Here is a 15532-nt window from a genome sequence, read left to right as displayed (position 1 = left end):
AACAACTTAAGTTGGCGTTTGCACACATAAACGCCCTTCTTTGCCAATTAAAACTTCCTCTGCCATCGGCAGAACAGCCAATTTCTAGGCGAAAGCAGTCCTTGAAAGGTTGCCAGCCGCATGACGCGAAGAGACTACAGACGACGTTGACACGACGCACTGTCCGAATGAACTTGCACCCTGATTTAAGGGTGTCCAGCATGATCCAGACCGACCGCCTTACCTTGAGAAAACCATGCTCGGCGGATGTGGACGACCTATTTGAATTTCTGGGTGATGACGAGGCCATGGCCTACACCCACAGGGATGCGACATGGAGAGACTGTCGCAAACGGGTGCTCGTCCACGAATGGTTTCGCCGCAAAGATGGCGCTGCGCCTTGGGTGGTCGTCAACCGTGCTGACGGGCGCGTCATCGGTTGGGGCGGGCTTTATCAAGACCCATTTGAACGAGGGTGGGGATACGAAGTTGGCTACTATTTCCACCCTGATGCTTGGGGTCGTGGCTTCGCGTCCGAGCTCGTTGCGCGCGCTCTAGTGGAAGCTGACGAACGGCTAAAGCTTGTAGAGGTCTGGGCTATGGCCCACCCCAGCAATCCCGCTTCAAAACGGGTGCTGGAGAAAGCTGGATTTGTGGAAGAGCGATACCTTCCTGAAAGGCCGCGTTTTCTCCTTCGACGGCCTCGCCCTCCGGTGGAAGCATGATTTCTGGCCAAGAAGTTGCCTGGACGTCCGCTCCGTCCCGCATCGCTGCCACCAAGGCGCTGGACGACATCGACGCTTCGAGCCCATTGCCGCCTTTCGGCCTGTTGGCCTAGGCTTCCGGTGGCAAAGGCAATCCGGAGGAAGTAACGGATGAAGTCGATCAAAGCAGGATGCCTCGACATCCACTACCATGAGGTCGGGCCGGAAGGCGGCGAGCCGGTAATCCTGCTGCACGGGTTCCCTTATGATACCCATGCCTATGATGCTGTCGCCGCAAACCTCGGCGGGCGGGGGTATCGCTGTCTTGCCCCCTACCTGCGCGGTTATGGTCCAACCCACTTTCTCTCGCCTGTTACGATGCGCTCAGGCCAGCAGGCGGCGCTTGGGGCCGATCTTCTGGCTTTCATGGATGCGCTATCCGTTGGCACTGCATTTCTCGGCGGATACGATTGGGGTGGCCGTGCGGCATGTATCGTCGCGGCGCTCTGGCCTGAGCGGGTGCGCGGTCTTGTGAGCTGCGGGCAAGGCTACAATATCCAGAACATTCCGGACGCCGCGAACCCTGCCCCTGCGGTCGAGGAGGCCCGTTACTGGTATATGTATTACTTCCATACAGAGCGAGGCCGCGCCGGATTAACTCACAACAGGCGCGATATCTGCCGCCTTATTTGGTCGCTTTGGTCGCCTACCTGGCGGTTTGACGATGCGGCATGGGAGGCAACTGCCCCCTCCTTCGACAACCCTGACTTCGTGGAAATTGTGCTGCATTCCTATCGCCACCGATTTGGTGGAGTTCCCGGTGATCCGGCGTATGAGGACATCGAGGCGCAGTTGGCCACCCAGCCTGACATTGCCGTCGCCTCCATTGTTCTTCAGGGCCGGGATGACGGGGTTGATCCGCCAGTGGCAGAAGATTTGGATCATTCGCATTTCACCGGGTGCTATGAACGCAGGATCATAGACCGGGTAGGCCACAACCTGCCGCAAGAAGCACCAGAGGAATTTGCCGCTGCGATAGTGGCATTGGCAGAGAAGCATTAGGCATCAGGCTGCTTCGTCCCGCATTGCTGCCGCTAGCTGTAGCTTCCGAGGGTCTGCTATGCGGGACGGAGCTGCCGGTTAAGGGTACACCTGCTCAAGAGCGTCAGACGCGAGGATCATCCCGGGTGTTACGATGGCTAAGTTCCTCATCCACCCCCAGCACATCTCTTCGTCGGTGGCTTCAACACAAGGGTAATGACCTATTCGATCCTTCAATAATGCTTGCCCAAGCGGAGCGTCAGGCCCTGTGACATCTCGAAGCGGCTTGGGCACGACAAGCAGGACGCCAGCGTTTAGAGCTGCTGCAAATGGAAGTTCCGCATTATAGAATTTCCCGTTTTCAAACATCATTTCAGTATCATATGGCATATTCATGGCCAAGATACCGGCAAACAACGCCATCGGTCCTAGATCAAAGCTCTCAGCCCTCACACTCGCCAAGCTGGTAACGCGGAAAACGGTATAGTCTTCCTCAGCAATAAAAAGATCTAACGGTGTCTCTGTAACCCCTTGCTGTTCGTCAACATAGATCGCGACCGGGCCACCGCCAGACGGACGGATCACACCGACAGATGCCCACTGACCATTTTCGTTATCTCTGACGATTTCATCAAAATCGTTAAGGCCGTTCCGAAAAACTAGATCTCCTGGAAACCAGTCCCATGCAGCTTCTGCCGTCATCAAAGAGGTGCTTGGCTGACCCAGTTCCGGCCCAGCCAAGGTGTCGTCTTCCTGCGCCCCTATCGGTGTAGCAAACGCAAGGATTGCCAAGGCGGAAAAGATGGGGCGTTTCATACGCTTCCTTGCTGTTGAAACCTGCCAGAGACACACTAGCCCTGCTACGACTGACCGCAAAGGGCTCTTCGCGTCGATCCTGCCGCGCCTTCTGAGCGTCCGCTTCGGCTGTAACCGGGGGCGCAGCGTGGGTAGAGGACGTTTTGATTGGCCAGAAAGCGGGACGGAGCGGTCGGTCAGAACACGCGCGCCTTAACTTCGATTGGGTCGATGCCCCCGTGCTGCATCTTCTTCTCTGCCCTAGACCTGATGACGGCGAGAAGGGTCATCAGTGCTGTATCGTGGGCGCATTCGCTGTCCATCTTGGTGTAAACAAGGCCCAACTCTTGCTCGGTCCAGGTCTGTAAGTCCGCAAGATTGTGTTGATGCTGTACCTCCAGCTTGTCGAGCGCTCGCGCAAACCTCGCCTCCGGGGTCTCACAGTCCTCGTATTCGCGCCATAGATCGAAAAGCAGTGTTCCAGAAGCCCCTGGAAGCATCCTGCACATTGTCTCCACCGCCCCGGCTTCATCAGCAAGCTTGGTGTCTTTCCGGGCACTTTCTTCAAAGTATGGAATATCCCCGGTGATGGCCTCTGCTATGTCATGAAGCGCGATCAGTTTCAGGGTTTGCCCCAAGTCGACAGGATGCTGAAGATGAGGGGCCATCAAGACAGCCGCGACTGACATCATCCATGTATGTTCAGCCACGCTCTCCTGCCGGCCATTCGACAACCAGCTATGGCGCATCTCGGTTTTCAAATTTTCGGCCAAGGACAACACGTCCACAATGCTCTCAGCATCAGTGTGAGGAAGTGTTGCGTCGTCACGGCTGATTTCTGGCATCTTGGTTCTCCTGAGATGGACAGCAGATTAGCGGCGCTTCCCGGCTGCGACCAGTAAGGGCAAGTTTGGGTTCTTCCTGTCAGCCTCGCCCGAAGCAAGGGCGCTGCCATGCGGGATCGAATTGCAGTTGCTGGATGGTGTTACCCTTGGTCAAACCAAGGTGCTCTCAGTTCAAATGGTATGAATAGACATTGTTCAGATAACCTGCATTTCCAATACGAAAATGGGTCTCACCGACATGCTCGAAACCTTGCTTCAGATAGAAGGCAATCGCAGGGGCGTTTTCGGCGTTCGTTGTCAGCCAAACGGACGGGGCTCCCAGATTGCGACAATGTGTGAATGCTGTATCCAGCAGCCTCTTCCCAATCCCTTTTCCATGATGGCGCGGCTGAACATAGAAGGTTGAGATCTCCATATCGGAGCAGCCGCCCACCGGCGCTGTGCTGCCGGAGGACACTCGGATGAATCCATCAACGCCTTCCTCATTCTCCGAAACAAGGATGAATTGGTTGGGGTCGGCTATTAGCTTTTCGGTTTTTTCGGTGGTGAACTCACTCAGCGCATAGTCGGCGAAAAAGGCGCTGACCCCTCGTTTGAGGTAGGTGCCTATCCATACTTCGATGGAAATTGCAGCGATGCTTGAAGCATCTGTATGTTGAACTTTTCTAAGCGTCATGAGGAAAATCCAGCCTGCTGCGGTCATGAATGCGAAAATGCTTTCGCGGTATCAATCCCGCTTCAGCGCTTGCACCACCGCCGCTCGGCAGTGAAGCTCCGTAGTGGAGAAGGCTGGCAGCGGCGAGTCCTCTGGCCTGAGCAGGAGCGGGATCTCCGTGCATGCCAAGGCCACACAGTCCGCCCCTCGCGCACCCAAAGCCTGGATGATCCGCTGATACTCCTGCCGCGTCTCGTCCCGGAACCGGTTCTGGACCAGCTCGTCATAGATGCTGTCGTGGATGAAGGACTTTTCAGCCTCATTTGGAATGATGGCCTCCAACCCATGCCGTGCCAGGATCTCGGGGTAGAAGTCACTTTCCATGGTCTTGCGTACCCCGAGGATGGCGACCCGCCGCAGGCCTCGCGCCGCAATAGCCGCTGCCGTCACATCGGCAATATGCAGGAAAGGAATGGTGATAAGGGGCTGGATGGTTGGTACGAAGCGGTGAACGTCATTGCAGGTGATGACAATGAAGTCGGCCCCCGCCGCCTCCAGCGCGCGGACAGAGGCCAAGATCTGCTGGCAAGCCGCGGCCTCGTCGCGCTGAACGATCACGGCATCCACATAGTCCTGTCGGTTGACACTCTCCAGCACGATCCGGGCCGAGGACACGCCCCCTGCCGCCTGCTGCATGATCTCATTGGTGCGCTTGTAGTATTCGGCAGTCGAAACCCAACTCAATCCGCCGATCATTCCAATCTTCTTCATCCAACATGCTCCTTTGTCGGGAGCGTAGCCGCGTAGCGGTCTGGCGGCAAAGGGCTCTACGCTACGTTGTCCTAAGAAGTTTGCTCGTGTGACCCTTTCTGTGGTGACTGGCGGATAGGGAGCCGCCTCCTTGGCCATGAGAGTAAAGAAAACGGAGGTTTTCTTTCCCGTGATCTCATCCCACCATGACTGTTGCGAAAACCGCCGGTTCCAAGTAAATTTACTCAGTAAACAAAACTACGGAAACTTAATCTTGCGCATGACGACTTTTTTTACCGATACAGGTGCTCGACCATGAAGATCGGCTATGCACGAGTCTCCACCATCGAGCAGAACCTTGATCTTCAGAGGGACGCCCTGTCGGCGGCTGGCTGTGAGAGAGTGATTACCGATACGGCCTCCGGGGCGGTGGCTTCCCGACCCGGTCTCGAAAAGGTCAAAGAGCAACTGCGCGCCGGTGACACCTTGGTAGTATGGCGGCTAGACCGCCTCGGTCGGTCATTGCGCGATCTCATCGGCTGGACGACATGGCTTGACGAGCAGAAGGTTGGATTGCTGAGCCTGCAAGAGTCGATCGACACCAGCACGACATCGGGCAAACTGATTTTCCACCTGTTTGGAGCCTTGGCGGAGTTCGAGCGCAACCTGATCCGAGAGCGCACCCAAGCCGGCCTGACAGCGGCGCGTTCCCGCGGCCGAAAGGGCGGGCGTCCTCAAGTGCTCGACAAGGACAAACGCGACCTTGCTGTACGGCTCTATCAGGAGAGGAAAACGCCAATTGCCCGGATCTGCACCATGCTCAGCATCTCCAAACCAACGCTTTATGCCTATGTTCGTGCTGCAGAAGCCGCTGATGAAAATCGCTAAAAGCTGGCTTTGACCGGCGGCAGATATGCATCGCCATGAAGAGCCCTTTGCGACATTGGGGTAGCCTGCAGCGAACGCAGGTGCAGCGCGCACCCCAACTGTACTCAACGAAGAGCTAGGGGCCGCATTGCCGCTTCTCTGGAGTTGACATTTGAGCAAGCGCGAAAAGCACATTCAGCAATGAAGCAAAACGCGTGGTAGGCGTTGATCAGGCGAAGGCGCCAGGCGCCGCATGATAGGATGTTGCCGTTTTAGCACAACTACACCATAAAGAGCCAACACGCTATCAAACAAACATTGGACAACATGTTGTAATCCCGAAACTGAAAACACACAACATCATGAAAAAAACTGACTTCGATATCCATTTTGACCATGCATTCGCTACGGTGAACCAATCCAGATTTGAGGACTGGTTCGCACGCATGGCATCTAGAATATACGGGACAGACTTTGAGTTGATAAAGGCTGGCGGCAAAAACGGCGACAAGAAGAGCGACGGCCGGCGTATATCAACCGAAACAATTTTTCAGTGTTACGCGCCTGAATCGCCGAAGACCTTTGCCGAAAGGGCAAAGGCGAAAATTTCTGATAGCTTTCCAATGGTCAAGAACTATTGGCCTGACCTAAAGGAATGGATCTTTGTTCATAACAACATCGAAGGACTTCCAACTTCCGCTAGCGACAAGTTGGAGGAGTTAAGAAGGCAATATTCCGAGATATCAATTTCGACAGCCTGCCGGAACTTCTTGAAAGATGAGCTGCACGACAAATTGTCTATGCAGCAAATGATTGATATCTACCCGTCAGCAAGCTTGAACTTCAATGCAGTTCAAATGAGTCATATAAGGCCACTCCTAAAGAAAATTATAGAAGCGCGCAGTGTTAATCCCGATCCGTTGAACTTCGGCGACATCCCTGATGAAGAAAAGCTCGATTTTAACAGGCTAAGCCCAGACTCAAAATATGATATTCGGCGAGCCCGCCCCCATATCGATATAGTAGATAGATACCTTGATGGTATGCCTAATCCGCAAAATGCCTCAATTATCCAGGCCGAGATGCGCGCTAAGTATCTTGAGCTCAAAGGGTTTGGGTATGACCCAGATGAAATAATGGGTAAGCTTCTAGTATTCTGCGGTGGCGGCGAGACAGCAACAGTATCGGCGGCAGCATATGTAATAGTAGCATACTACTTAGACGCTTGTGATATTTTTGAGAATGTGCCGCAGGGTGCTCCATGTTGATGCCAACTAAACATATTAAGACCGAGAACGCGCTCATAGGCGTAGGTGCAGCGATCCTTGCATTGCTGGACCGCGAAAAAACTGCTTCACGTTTATTCAATGACCTTCAGGAAGATCGACGTGAGAACGCGCTCTCAACGATTCATTTTGACTGGTTCCTGCTATCGGTTGATTTCCTATTCGCCATCGGAGCCATCCGTTTCGAATCAGGCTTGATAAAAAAGATGAACCAATGATTGTTGAGATCACAAGCACTCTTACAACTTTCAAGCCGCTCCGGTTCAAACGGGGGCTGAATATACTCGTTGCTGAACGACATGAAACGTCCGGCGCGAAGGAAACCCGTAATGGCACAGGAAAGACAAGCTTTATTGAGCTTGTACACTATTTACTGACTGAAAAGCGAAATGTAGATGGAGATTTCCACAAGCCAGAAATTATTGGGTCAGAGTTCTGTGGTAAGTTTGCCCGTAGCGGCTCTGAGTTTGTGATCTGTAAAAAAAGCAATCCGAAAACCGATGAACTTAAGAGGGACGGGGAGGTAATAACTCCAAGAAATCTTCGTAAGGAGCTTGCGTTGGAGTGGTTCTCTCTGAGCGAGGAAGACTCCGCACAGACTTACAGTCCTAAGTTCGGGGCGCTCCTTGCATATTTCGTGCGAAAAGAGCGCAATGGTGGATTTGCCAGCCCCAAGATGAACAGCTCTTCGCAGCAAGATTGGGATAGTCAAGTTAGCCTGTCATATCTTCTGGGATTTGATTGGCGGCTTCCTCAGAAACTGCAGGTAAAGAAGGACGAGAAAAAAGACGCCGATACGCTGGCGAAAATGATTAAGAGTGGATATCTGACAGATGGCGCGCTTGACGTAAATAAGATGCAAGCCCGCCTGGACCTGCTTGATACTGAAATCGATGGAAAGCGCAAAGAGGTTGCGGCTGCATCTGTAGTTGACGGCTATCGTCAACATGAGGTCACTGCAAATCAACTAACAGGTCGCATTCGCGATCTGAACGAGGCAAACCTTGAAGATCTAGACCTGCTTGAAAGCATTGATGCGGCACTCAAGGAAGTCGATGATGCATCTGCCGCGGACCTTAAAAGCGTTTATGAACAGGTCGGAATATTTTTCTCGGATCAGATTAAGAAAAGGTTTGAGCAAGTTGAGGCTTTTCACAGGCAGGTAGCGAAGAACCGTGAGCTGCATCTGAAGCGCGAAAGAAGGAACGCGTCGGAGCGACTCTCTTTTCGAAAGACTGAAATAATCAGACTACAAGACGGACTGAAGGACAAGCTCGACTTACTTAAATCTGGCATTGCAATAGAGCGCTTAACGCTTCTGCAGTCTGATTTAAATCGTCTGGAGGCTGAGCAAGCAGATCTTCGCACACAAATCCCTCGGTTTCGCGATGTGGAAGAAGAACGAAAGCGGCTAGGACGAGAAATAGCAGATCTCGTTGATCTTATTGGCCAAGATGTAATCGAGAGAGAAGTAGCCAGAAAGACCGCAGTCCAGATATTTGGAGAGACATCAAAATTTCTTTACGATGAACCGGGGCAGCTAGTTCTCGGAAAGTCAAAAGGTATTGCAGGATTATCAATAGAGACAGATATTGTTGGAAAAAAGAGTGGAGGCAAAAATCACATGCAGGTGTTTTGCTTTGACTGGCTGCTTGTTGAGGTCGCAAAAAAGAATGATCGGTTTCCCGGATTTTTGATCCATGACAGTCATATTTTCGACGGGGTTGATGGACGACAGATCGGACTTGCTCTTAGTTTGGCTCAGAAGAAATGCGAAAGCCTCGGTGTTCAGTATATTGTTGCAATGAATTCGGATGATCTACAGAAGATAAAGAACGAAGAAGAGGTTAGCGGCGAGGAAATCTTCGATCCCTCCGACTACATTATGGATACCCGATTATCGGATGAGCCAAATGGAGGACTGTTTGGCGTTCGGTTCTAGGGTATTGTTCTTAGAGTACTGAAAGAATAATATTACCGCCCATGCAAGAGATACCGATCCGATGCCATGCCGTCAGCTTCGTCGCCGTACGCGTTGTTAACGGTAAGAATGAAGTTCTGCTACTTCGTCGCACCCGATGCCTTCAGGGCAAGTGGTTCCAGATTGCCGGTGCGGTAGAGAAGGGTGAAACCGCGCGGCAAGCTGATGGAAGCTCTCATGACCGCCTGCTGATCTAAACTCAGAGTCAGCTCCGTCCCGCATAGCAGACGGGTCAGGGCGGCGGCCGAGGGGCCGCTTTGCGGGACTAAGCTACCGTCCGCCCCACTCTTGCCAAGAAATGCTATAGTATTCTCGTGGCGAAGATAGCCAAGAAAATCAATATGCCCACCAACAGTCTGGTACTTACTTTTGCAACAGAAGCAAATTTTTCCGGTTGCTTTTTGACACCCATTGAAAGTCCTAGAAAACCGCCTAATCCTGCTCCGATTGGAGTCAATACAATATCAATAAAACTGGCTGCATCCATATTTCTTCATCTATCTCGAAAATATATATTTGGATTTATCTTTAGCGCTTAACATGGCTTGGCTCCTTGCCTCTGGCAGCTATGCGGGATCGAGCAGCGCAGTGATCAGCGCTGTTGAAATGCAAGTCGGATACCAAGAGCGCAATATAGGGTGCCAACCACTTTTCCTTGCCAACGCTGGATAGCAGAGTTGCTGCGCAAAGTTGCTCCGATAGTTCCAGCACCGATCGCTACCAAGAGCGTGGCAGCAGTCCCCACCACTACGAACAACAGACCAAGCACCAAGAGCTGCAGGGCGACATTTCCCTGATCGGCGGCAACAAACTGCGGCAGGAACGCTAAGAAGAACATGGCCGATTTCGGGTTCAGCACCTCAGCGAGACATGCCTGACGAAATGCTTTGCGCGGAGTGATCAGTGGCAAATCAGGCTGGCCTTGAAAAGAAGTCCGCTCGAAGATGCTACGGAGACCAATGTAGATCAGATATCCAGCGCCCAGCAATTTCACTGCCAGAAAAGCATTGGCAGACGCCATGACGATGGCCGACACCCCTATCACGGCCAGCAGAGTGTGGATTACATCTCCCAGGCCAATGCCGAGGCTCGTCGCTACTCCCGCCCGAGTTCCCGAGGTTGAAGCACGTGCCAAAGTCAGCAGAATCGACGGCCCCGGAAAGAAGACGAAGCCGACCAGCACTGCAAGGTAAGTCAGAAGGACAGTCATTTCGGGCATCGTCATCTCCTTATTTTACGCTTTGCAGATGCTAAGGACTAGGGCGACCGTCCGTAAAGGGCTCTTCGCGTCGATGCCCGGTCGCGGCACTGGCGGCAGCCATGCGGGCCAAGCCACCCTCAGACGCCCTCTAAACACCCACGGAAAAGCTGAGCATCTGCGTGAACCAGTCCCGACGCCTTCTGGTAAGGGTTTGCAGACAGGAAGCGCGAAACTAACTGGAAACCAAGGGAATAACCTATCCATCTGGGAAGGTTGCCCGCGCCATAGAACCAAGCGCTATGACCGTAGTTCGATGCTTCCCATTCTTTCAACGCCTGTTTGGCACAATCTCGCACCATCTCTGGATCAACGCTTTCCCATGGCTCTGTTGGGCCGCCATAAACTTCTTGAGCAAAGTGGCCGGCCAAGCCTTCCGTGACCAGAGCCTCTCCCAAGGTAGAGCCATAGCCGGGGCCGTTCCACCGTGCTGCATGATGAAGCTCATGCACAAACATTCGCTGCAAGGATACGTGGGCGTTTTCACGCAAAGCGGGATTGTTCGGGTCCACGGTCAGGAAAATGACACGAGCGTCGGGCGCGTACCCAACGTGCCCCTTTTCTGGAATGACTAACTTTCCAGACCTGACCACCACATCAAGCGGCAGCAAGGGCAACGTGCCTCGCACTTGCCTATAGGCGTCCTTTAGCTGGGAACAGAGCCAAGGGCGAAGTTTGGTCAAGTCGCCGCCTGCATCGAGGAAATGAAGGTTCATGGATGACATACCGAAACCTTACAGGGCATTAAGGCTTGGGAAAATCCCAATGATCGCTGTGGGCTCTTCGCGTCGATCCTGCCGCGCCTTCTGAGCGTCCGCCTCGGGTGTAAACGGGCGCGCAGTGCGGGTAGAGGACGTTTTAATTGGCAAGAAAGCACAAATAGTGGCCAAAAAGCACAACTATCGTGGCAAACCACAGGCGCAAGGAAGTCCCACGCATGTTTGACGTGATCCATGAAATGGGTGCCCGAAAACGGCGGGTTCATCAGGATCAGGTCATAGACCGGCGCAGGCGTCACCGTCAGGAAATTTGCGCAATGAACCTTCAGCGCAGGGTGGGCCATGCCCCGCAATGCCGCTGCCCGGTCCGGGTGGATTTCGATTGCGTCCACGGTCGCGCCCATCTTCAAGACGGGCCGGACGATGGCGCCGATCCCGGCGCTTGGCTCCAGAACGCGGGTGCCCGCCTTGATCGTCAGATCAGAAAGCAATTCTTCGACCGTCGCCGCAGGCGTCGGGTAGAAGGCAAGATCCTTGGCAACGGCAGTTCCAGTGCGGAAGTCGGCGGGCTGCTCGTCGGACCCTGCGGCATCTGCCAGCACGTCGCCGTAATAGCTTGCCAGAACCTGATTGACCTTCCGCAACAGGTCCGCGTCCTTCACCCACAGGTGCAGGTTGCCGTTCTTGAAGCATCGGGCGGTGAAATACTCGGTCTCGATCTCGGTTTGACGCGCCCCCCATCCGCCGCGCCGGGCAGCATTGATCGCGCCCTCAAGGTCGCCATAGCTCCGCTGGCCGGACAGTTGCGAAAACACCCGCTCGACGTCCGCCAGGGTGCGCCGCATCTGTTCGCCCCTGCCGGAATAGGACCAATAGCCGCCATCATCGAAAACCCATGTGAAGATCATGCGTTTGCCGATCTTGAACGCGTCGTGGCTTTTGAAAGCCGGGTCCAGTTCGGAAAAGGCGCGGGCCACGCCCCGCATAAAAATCAGGTCGGCATCGAGGGTCAGGCGTTCCAAGGTGGCGCGGATGTTCTCAAGCGTCGGCTCGGGCATGTCATCCGCGCCCATCTGCTTGTCCAGCTGGTCCCGCTCGGTGCGGTCCATGATTTCCTTGAGGCGGCTTTCCTCAACGATCCGCAGCCAGATTGCGGCATCGAGGGTGCGCTTATACCGGGCCAGGACGGCAACAGGATCAAAGGCGGAAAACAGGGTCGATTTCACGGCCTCGTTGTCGCTGTAGTGCAGATAGCAGGAATGCCCTGCGGTTGCTCCTTTGGCCGTCTCGGCCGCGTCCAGCGCGCGGCTGTAGCCGTCCGACAGGGTGCCGATAGCGTCCTGCATCTGCGTCAGCGCGGCCTCACGGGCGGCGCAAATGCTCATGATGTTCATCGGTGCGACCAGTGCGCCGGCGCTGAATGTGGTGCGGGTGTTCATGCTGCTGCCTCGCTCTCGATGGCTTCAAGGATTTGCTCGCGCAGCTCGGACAGCGGGTGCGCGTCGAAGTCGTCACAGCGAAAATCCTCCGGGTTGTCGTATCCGGGGATTTCATCGTGGATGCGTTCGGCCAGACGGTCGGCAAGATCGGCCAGCGTCCCGGCGACAGTGACAGTCTCAAGGTCGGCATACTCGAACCGGGCTGCCGCGTTCCCGGACAAGGCGGCCAGCGCAAGGCCCGCATCGTCGGCCTCGGCGTCATGGACAAGTCGCCAGCCTGCGCCGGTGTCGCCATAGATCGACCAGAACGCCCGGCCCGCAGGGCTGCAAACCTCGATGGCTTCCGCATCCGTGCCCTCGCGGATCATCCTGACCGGCGACACGCGAAAGTCGGTGAAGGTGGCGGGGGTATCCCCCGCCACGAAACCGTTGAAGGAAAATCCGCTCATGCCGTTGCCTCCTGCTTTGCCGCGAAGGCATCGAGCATCAGATAAAGCGTCTCCATCGTGGGCGGATTGCCATAGACGACAGTGCGCCCGGCCAGTTCGGGGTCGGCTTCACACTTCGCCCGAACGGGCAAATCGTGATCCAGATAGGCGTTCACGGTGAAACGGAATTTCCCGGTCCCGGCGTCGTAGAAATAGACGTGCCACTTCACCAACTGGTCGGGGTTCTCGTCGGCTTCCGCGAACAGTTCTTCCGCTGCGATCCGCTGAACCTCCAAGGATCGGGCGCAATCGCGGATGAAACCATTGCTTTTCGGCCCGCCAAAGGCCGCGCCTTCGCGAATGCCAAACGCGTTTCCGGGGCAACGCTCCCGCACAAGGCGGGCCAGGATTTGGGCACTCCGGGCGCTGCCCGTAGCTGCGACATAGGGGGCGGGGTGCATGTCGATCTGCACGACAGAAAAACGGGTCATCTGCGACTCCCTCACTGGCTCAGCGCCGAATAGGTGCCTGCATCCTCATAGCGGATGATGGCATCGCCGGTCTGGGACAGGCCGCCCCAGAAGGGGCCAAGGAAACCGGCAATCTTGGGCTGGCCCTGCAACTCGGCGCGCAGGTTCGTGCGGGTCTCGGTCCCGGTGATTTCGGTGCCCATGTCATCGACCCATGCGGCAAGGTCATCGGTCACAACGCGGCTCATGCCGCTGTCGTCGGTCATGGTGATGATTTCAAAAAGTGCCATTTGGCGTTCCTTTCTTTGCGACGATCCCGCCCGGTCTTTGCGCCGTGGTCGGGTGCCCAAAATGGGCGTGGCAGGGTGCAGATAGTCCTGCCTTCAGCGGTGGGGAAAATTGCGTGAAATCAGTGGGGCCTGTTTCCGATGCGAAGGCGGGCTTGCCTTTCCTGTCACAAAGGTCTGCCTCTGATGGGCCGCAGCCAAATCTCCAGCGCGTATGCTGATCCGGTCCGACATGTCACGGCGCTCCTTCCTGTTCCGCCAGTGGCGAAGCCATCGCTGCTTTTCACTTTGGATGACCTCATGTCATCCGAAGGGCAAAGCAGGGTGGGCGCAGCCCGACCTGCGGCCGGACGGTGATCTGACACACGGGGCCGGAGCGGTGAAATTGGGAGGGACCCGCGCGCTTGCGCGTGGGAGGAACCGGATTTCTCCGTGGAGGCTGACGCGCAGCGGCACCAGAGCCCGTGTTCGGATCGCCGGCCGGATGGCAGGCGGAAAAATGAAATGAAAGATCGTCAGCCGTGCCAGAGCGAAGCGGAGGCGCGGCTGTCTTCTGGATCAGCGATCGCGGTGCCCGCGATCACCATATCTCTGAAAAAAGCAGCCTCTCGACTGCCAGGCAGCATCGACGAGAAGAGCCCATTGTTGCCGGTCGTGGAAATCCACGCTTCAGCCATGGCTCCATGTCAACCCGATGCGGCTTGGCTTACCGCGTAGTCGTATGTCAGAACATCTTCGAATTGCTGCATCCGCTCCAGGATCAAGTTGCGGTATGCGTCTTGCGACAATGTCCTGTCCTCAACACGGGTCAGCCCGCGAGATACAGGGACTAGCAAATCGCCGGGGCGACTGCCGCGTAAGGAATTTATCGCCGCCGGATCGCCTCCTTGTGCCCCAAGACCCGGCGCGAGGATAATAGAGCGCGGTAGAAGTTGCCTCAGCCGCCGCCCTTCATTGGGGACCGTCGCTCCAATGACTGCCCCGACAGGAGACAAACCATCCGCGCCGGGTGGTGCAAAGCCGCCGATCAGATCGGCGACGCGATCGGATATTGCCCGGTTCCCTGCCATCTTGTCCTGAATCCAACCTGCTCCCGGATTGGATGTCCGGCACAAAACGAAGAGACCTTTCCCGTGACGCACCGCGCAGTCTACGAACGGAGCCAGGGTGTCCGGTCCCATAAGGGGGTTGATCGTGAGGCAATCGGCCTCGAAATCGCCACTGCCGCCTTCCTCAGCAGGCGTTAGATATGCCTTTGCATATGCGGTAGCGGTTGCCCCGATATCGCCCCGCTTGGCGTCCAGAATGACACCCATACCTGCGGCTTTCGCCCTCTTCATCCCTGCAGAAAGTGCAGACAGCCCGGCAAGCCCGCCGGCCTCAAAATATGCAGACTGAAACTTTACGAAGCCCGCGCGCGTCTCGACTATGTCGAGCAGAAAGTCCACGTATCGGCTGATCCAGTGGCCGTCACCGCGCTCGAAGAACTGTGGCAGATCGGCAAGTGACGGATCGATGCCAATGACAAGCTCGCCACGTTCCCTGACATTCGCGTCGACAATTTCTAACCAAGTGGTGCTTGCCATGTCATCTCCTGGGAACCCTTCCTGCAGCTGCGCTGTCGTAGCCGTTCGATCTGCTATGACCTTTGCCAAGAAGAGGCCAGGGCGTCTCTGGCAAGATAGCGAGCCTGGCGTAGCGGATCAACTTTGAGCGTCCGCTTGGTCCCGCATAGCAGACGCTAGCCCGTCGCCGCCGTGCGTCTGCTATGCGGGACCTAGCGGTCGTTCGCTGCACCTGCATCATCGTTGCCTCTGTGGCAGCCAGATTGATCAAACGGGCGGGCAGCTAACCGATTGCAATGCAGCAGAGCATCTGCAGCATTTGCACCCAAGCGGACGCTCGCCCTGCTAGGTCGGGTGTTCCTGGCCAGATACAGAGGAAGTACTGCCTCCAACCCCTTTCTTGTCCCTCACGCGCTACGGCGACGTTAACGATCTGAGGTGTAGCGGATCTGTCGCAAATTTT

Annotated in this window: 20 protein-coding genes; 7 read left to right on the top strand and 13 right to left on the bottom strand. The window is 55.5% G+C overall.

Annotated elements, in window-relative coordinates; translation table 11 throughout:
• Window positions 1-200 precede the first annotated feature (200 nt).
• Entirely contained in the window at window positions 201-704 is a 504-nt protein-coding gene (locus EOJ32_RS17305; protein ID WP_127899627.1) for a GNAT family N-acetyltransferase, read from the top strand.
• A 150-nt stretch (window positions 705-854) separates the two neighbouring features.
• Window positions 855-1745, top strand: coding sequence for an alpha/beta fold hydrolase (locus tag EOJ32_RS17300; protein ID WP_127899626.1), 891 nt, complete (start codon window positions 855-857; stop codon window positions 1743-1745).
• Between the two features lie 78 nt (window positions 1746-1823).
• Here EOJ32_RS17300 and EOJ32_RS17295 read toward each other — a convergent pair whose 3' ends face one another.
• From EOJ32_RS17295 to EOJ32_RS17280, 4 genes are all read right to left on the bottom strand, one after another.
• Complete coding sequence (locus tag EOJ32_RS17295) at window positions 1824-2540, bottom strand: peptidoglycan peptidase (protein WP_127899625.1); 717 nt, start codon at window positions 2538-2540, stop codon at window positions 1824-1826.
• Between the two features lie 176 nt (window positions 2541-2716).
• Window positions 2717-3364 carry an HD family hydrolase gene (locus tag EOJ32_RS17290; protein WP_127899624.1) on the bottom strand — a complete coding sequence of 216 codons (648 nt, stop codon included), beginning with the start codon at window positions 3362-3364 and terminating at the stop codon, window positions 2717-2719.
• A 166-nt stretch (window positions 3365-3530) separates the two neighbouring features.
• The gene (locus EOJ32_RS17285) at window positions 3531-4040 is read right to left on the bottom strand and encodes a GNAT family N-acetyltransferase (protein ID WP_127899693.1); all 510 of its coding nucleotides are present in this window, start codon (window positions 4038-4040) and stop codon (window positions 3531-3533) included.
• A 51-nt stretch (window positions 4041-4091) separates the two neighbouring features.
• Window positions 4092-4790, bottom strand: coding sequence for an aspartate/glutamate racemase family protein (locus EOJ32_RS17280; protein WP_164871492.1), 699 nt, complete (start codon window positions 4788-4790; stop codon window positions 4092-4094).
• A gap of 294 nt (window positions 4791-5084) precedes the next feature.
• Here EOJ32_RS17280 and EOJ32_RS17275 point away from each other — a divergent pair, with 294 nt between their 5' ends.
• The 5 genes from EOJ32_RS17275 to EOJ32_RS17255 all read left to right on the top strand — a co-directional run bounded on the left by EOJ32_RS17275 (window position 5085) and on the right by EOJ32_RS17255 (window position 9100).
• Window positions 5085-5657, top strand: coding sequence for a recombinase family protein (locus EOJ32_RS17275; RefSeq protein WP_127899622.1), 573 nt, complete (start codon window positions 5085-5087; stop codon window positions 5655-5657).
• A gap of 341 nt (window positions 5658-5998) precedes the next feature.
• The gene (locus EOJ32_RS17270) at window positions 5999-6904 is read left to right on the top strand and encodes an ABC-three component system protein (RefSeq protein ID WP_127899621.1); all 906 of its coding nucleotides are present in this window, start codon (window positions 5999-6001) and stop codon (window positions 6902-6904) included.
• Window positions 6898-7140 carry an ABC-three component system middle component 6 gene (locus EOJ32_RS17265; RefSeq protein WP_127899620.1) on the top strand — a complete coding sequence of 81 codons (243 nt, stop codon included), beginning with the start codon at window positions 6898-6900 and terminating at the stop codon, window positions 7138-7140. Before EOJ32_RS17270 ends, EOJ32_RS17265 begins: the two co-directional genes overlap by 7 nt.
• The gene (locus tag EOJ32_RS17260; RefSeq protein ID WP_127899619.1) at window positions 7137-8864 is read left to right on the top strand and encodes a DUF2326 domain-containing protein; all 1728 of its coding nucleotides are present in this window, start codon (window positions 7137-7139) and stop codon (window positions 8862-8864) included. The genes EOJ32_RS17265 and EOJ32_RS17260 overlap by 4 nt, the downstream gene beginning before the upstream one ends.
• A gap of 41 nt (window positions 8865-8905) precedes the next feature.
• Window positions 8906-9100 (top strand): NUDIX hydrolase, encoded by a 195-nt coding sequence (locus EOJ32_RS17255; RefSeq protein ID WP_127899618.1) that lies wholly within the window; start codon window positions 8906-8908, stop codon window positions 9098-9100.
• 104 nt (window positions 9101-9204) lie between these two features.
• Here the strand turns inward: EOJ32_RS17255 and EOJ32_RS17250 are convergent, their stop codons facing one another.
• From EOJ32_RS17250 to pyrF, 9 genes are all read right to left on the bottom strand, one after another.
• Complete coding sequence (locus tag EOJ32_RS17250) at window positions 9205-9390, bottom strand: hypothetical protein (RefSeq protein WP_127899617.1); 186 nt, start codon at window positions 9388-9390, stop codon at window positions 9205-9207.
• Between the two features lie 105 nt (window positions 9391-9495).
• The gene (locus EOJ32_RS17245; protein WP_164871491.1) at window positions 9496-10122 is read right to left on the bottom strand and encodes a LysE family translocator; all 627 of its coding nucleotides are present in this window, start codon (window positions 10120-10122) and stop codon (window positions 9496-9498) included.
• 119 nt (window positions 10123-10241) lie between these two features.
• A complete protein-coding gene (locus EOJ32_RS17240) occupies window positions 10242-10877 on the bottom strand; it encodes a DUF2268 domain-containing putative Zn-dependent protease (protein WP_371706252.1) in 636 nt (211 codons plus the stop codon).
• Complete coding sequence (locus EOJ32_RS17235) at window positions 10874-12319, bottom strand: DUF4942 domain-containing protein (protein ID WP_127899614.1); 1446 nt, start codon at window positions 12317-12319, stop codon at window positions 10874-10876. Before EOJ32_RS17235 ends, EOJ32_RS17240 begins: the two co-directional genes overlap by 4 nt.
• On the bottom strand, window positions 12316-12768 hold the full coding sequence (locus EOJ32_RS17230) for a hypothetical protein (protein WP_127899613.1): 453 nt from the start codon (window positions 12766-12768) through the stop codon (window positions 12316-12318). Before EOJ32_RS17230 ends, EOJ32_RS17235 begins: the two co-directional genes overlap by 4 nt.
• Window positions 12765-13220, bottom strand: a complete 456-nt coding sequence (locus EOJ32_RS17225) for a hypothetical protein (protein WP_127899612.1) — start codon at window positions 13218-13220, stop codon at window positions 12765-12767. The genes EOJ32_RS17230 and EOJ32_RS17225 overlap by 4 nt, the downstream gene beginning before the upstream one ends.
• Window positions 13221-13249: 29 nt before the next feature.
• Window positions 13250-13507, bottom strand: a complete 258-nt coding sequence (locus EOJ32_RS17220) for a hypothetical protein (RefSeq protein ID WP_127899611.1) — start codon at window positions 13505-13507, stop codon at window positions 13250-13252.
• A gap of 512 nt (window positions 13508-14019) precedes the next feature.
• Window positions 14020-14181, bottom strand: a complete 162-nt coding sequence (locus EOJ32_RS20170) for a hypothetical protein (protein ID WP_164871490.1) — start codon at window positions 14179-14181, stop codon at window positions 14020-14022.
• 9 nt (window positions 14182-14190) lie between these two features.
• Complete coding sequence (pyrF, locus tag EOJ32_RS17215) at window positions 14191-15090, bottom strand: orotidine-5'-phosphate decarboxylase (protein ID WP_045983955.1); 900 nt, start codon at window positions 15088-15090, stop codon at window positions 14191-14193.
• Window positions 15091-15532 lie beyond the last annotated feature (442 nt).

Source organism: Paracoccus sp. Arc7-R13, assembly GCF_004010775.1.
In the GTDB taxonomy this organism is placed as follows: Bacteria; Pseudomonadota; Alphaproteobacteria; order Rhodobacterales; family Rhodobacteraceae; genus Paracoccus; species Paracoccus marcusii.
Note: the sequence above shows the minus strand (reverse complement) of the source record. Positions and strands in the feature narration are given on the sequence as shown.

What these genes read in the sequence shown, in the direction of transcription:
- EOJ32_RS17305 (WP_127899627.1), top strand. Translation starts at nt 201, where the DNA reads ATGATCCAGACCGACCGCCTTACCTTGAGAAAACCATGCTCGGCGGAT.
- EOJ32_RS17300 (WP_127899626.1), top strand. Translation starts at nt 855, where the DNA reads ATGAAGTCGATCAAAGCAGGATGCCTCGACATCCACTACCATGAGGTC.
- EOJ32_RS17295 (WP_127899625.1), bottom strand. Translation starts at nt 2,540, where the DNA reads ATGAAACGCCCCATCTTTTCCGCCTTGGCAATCCTTGCGTTTGCTACA.
- EOJ32_RS17290 (WP_127899624.1), bottom strand. Translation starts at nt 3,364, where the DNA reads ATGCCAGAAATCAGCCGTGACGACGCAACACTTCCTCACACTGATGCT.
- EOJ32_RS17285 (WP_127899693.1), bottom strand. Translation starts at nt 4,040, where the DNA reads ATGACGCTTAGAAAAGTTCAACATACAGATGCTTCAAGCATCGCTGCA.
- EOJ32_RS17280 (WP_164871492.1), bottom strand. Translation starts at nt 4,790, where the DNA reads ATGAAGAAGATTGGAATGATCGGCGGATTGAGTTGGGTTTCGACTGCC.
- EOJ32_RS17275 (WP_127899622.1), top strand. Translation starts at nt 5,085, where the DNA reads ATGAAGATCGGCTATGCACGAGTCTCCACCATCGAGCAGAACCTTGAT.
- EOJ32_RS17270 (WP_127899621.1), top strand. Translation starts at nt 5,999, where the DNA reads ATGAAAAAAACTGACTTCGATATCCATTTTGACCATGCATTCGCTACG.
- EOJ32_RS17265 (WP_127899620.1), top strand. Translation starts at nt 6,898, where the DNA reads ATGTTGATGCCAACTAAACATATTAAGACCGAGAACGCGCTCATAGGC.
- EOJ32_RS17260 (WP_127899619.1), top strand. Translation starts at nt 7,137, where the DNA reads ATGATTGTTGAGATCACAAGCACTCTTACAACTTTCAAGCCGCTCCGG.
- EOJ32_RS17255 (WP_127899618.1), top strand. Translation starts at nt 8,906, where the DNA reads ATGCAAGAGATACCGATCCGATGCCATGCCGTCAGCTTCGTCGCCGTA.
- EOJ32_RS17250 (WP_127899617.1), bottom strand. Translation starts at nt 9,390, where the DNA reads ATGGATGCAGCCAGTTTTATTGATATTGTATTGACTCCAATCGGAGCA.
- EOJ32_RS17245 (WP_164871491.1), bottom strand. Translation starts at nt 10,122, where the DNA reads ATGCCCGAAATGACTGTCCTTCTGACTTACCTTGCAGTGCTGGTCGGC.
- EOJ32_RS17240 (WP_371706252.1), bottom strand. Translation starts at nt 10,877, where the DNA reads ATGAACCTTCATTTCCTCGATGCAGGCGGCGACTTGACCAAACTTCGC.
- EOJ32_RS17235 (WP_127899614.1), bottom strand. Translation starts at nt 12,319, where the DNA reads ATGAACACCCGCACCACATTCAGCGCCGGCGCACTGGTCGCACCGATG.
- EOJ32_RS17230 (WP_127899613.1), bottom strand. Translation starts at nt 12,768, where the DNA reads ATGAGCGGATTTTCCTTCAACGGTTTCGTGGCGGGGGATACCCCCGCC.
- EOJ32_RS17220 (WP_127899611.1), bottom strand. Translation starts at nt 13,507, where the DNA reads ATGGCACTTTTTGAAATCATCACCATGACCGACGACAGCGGCATGAGC.
- EOJ32_RS20170 (WP_164871490.1), bottom strand. Translation starts at nt 14,181, where the DNA reads ATGGCTGAAGCGTGGATTTCCACGACCGGCAACAATGGGCTCTTCTCG.
- pyrF (WP_045983955.1), bottom strand. Translation starts at nt 15,090, where the DNA reads ATGGCAAGCACCACTTGGTTAGAAATTGTCGACGCGAATGTCAGGGAA.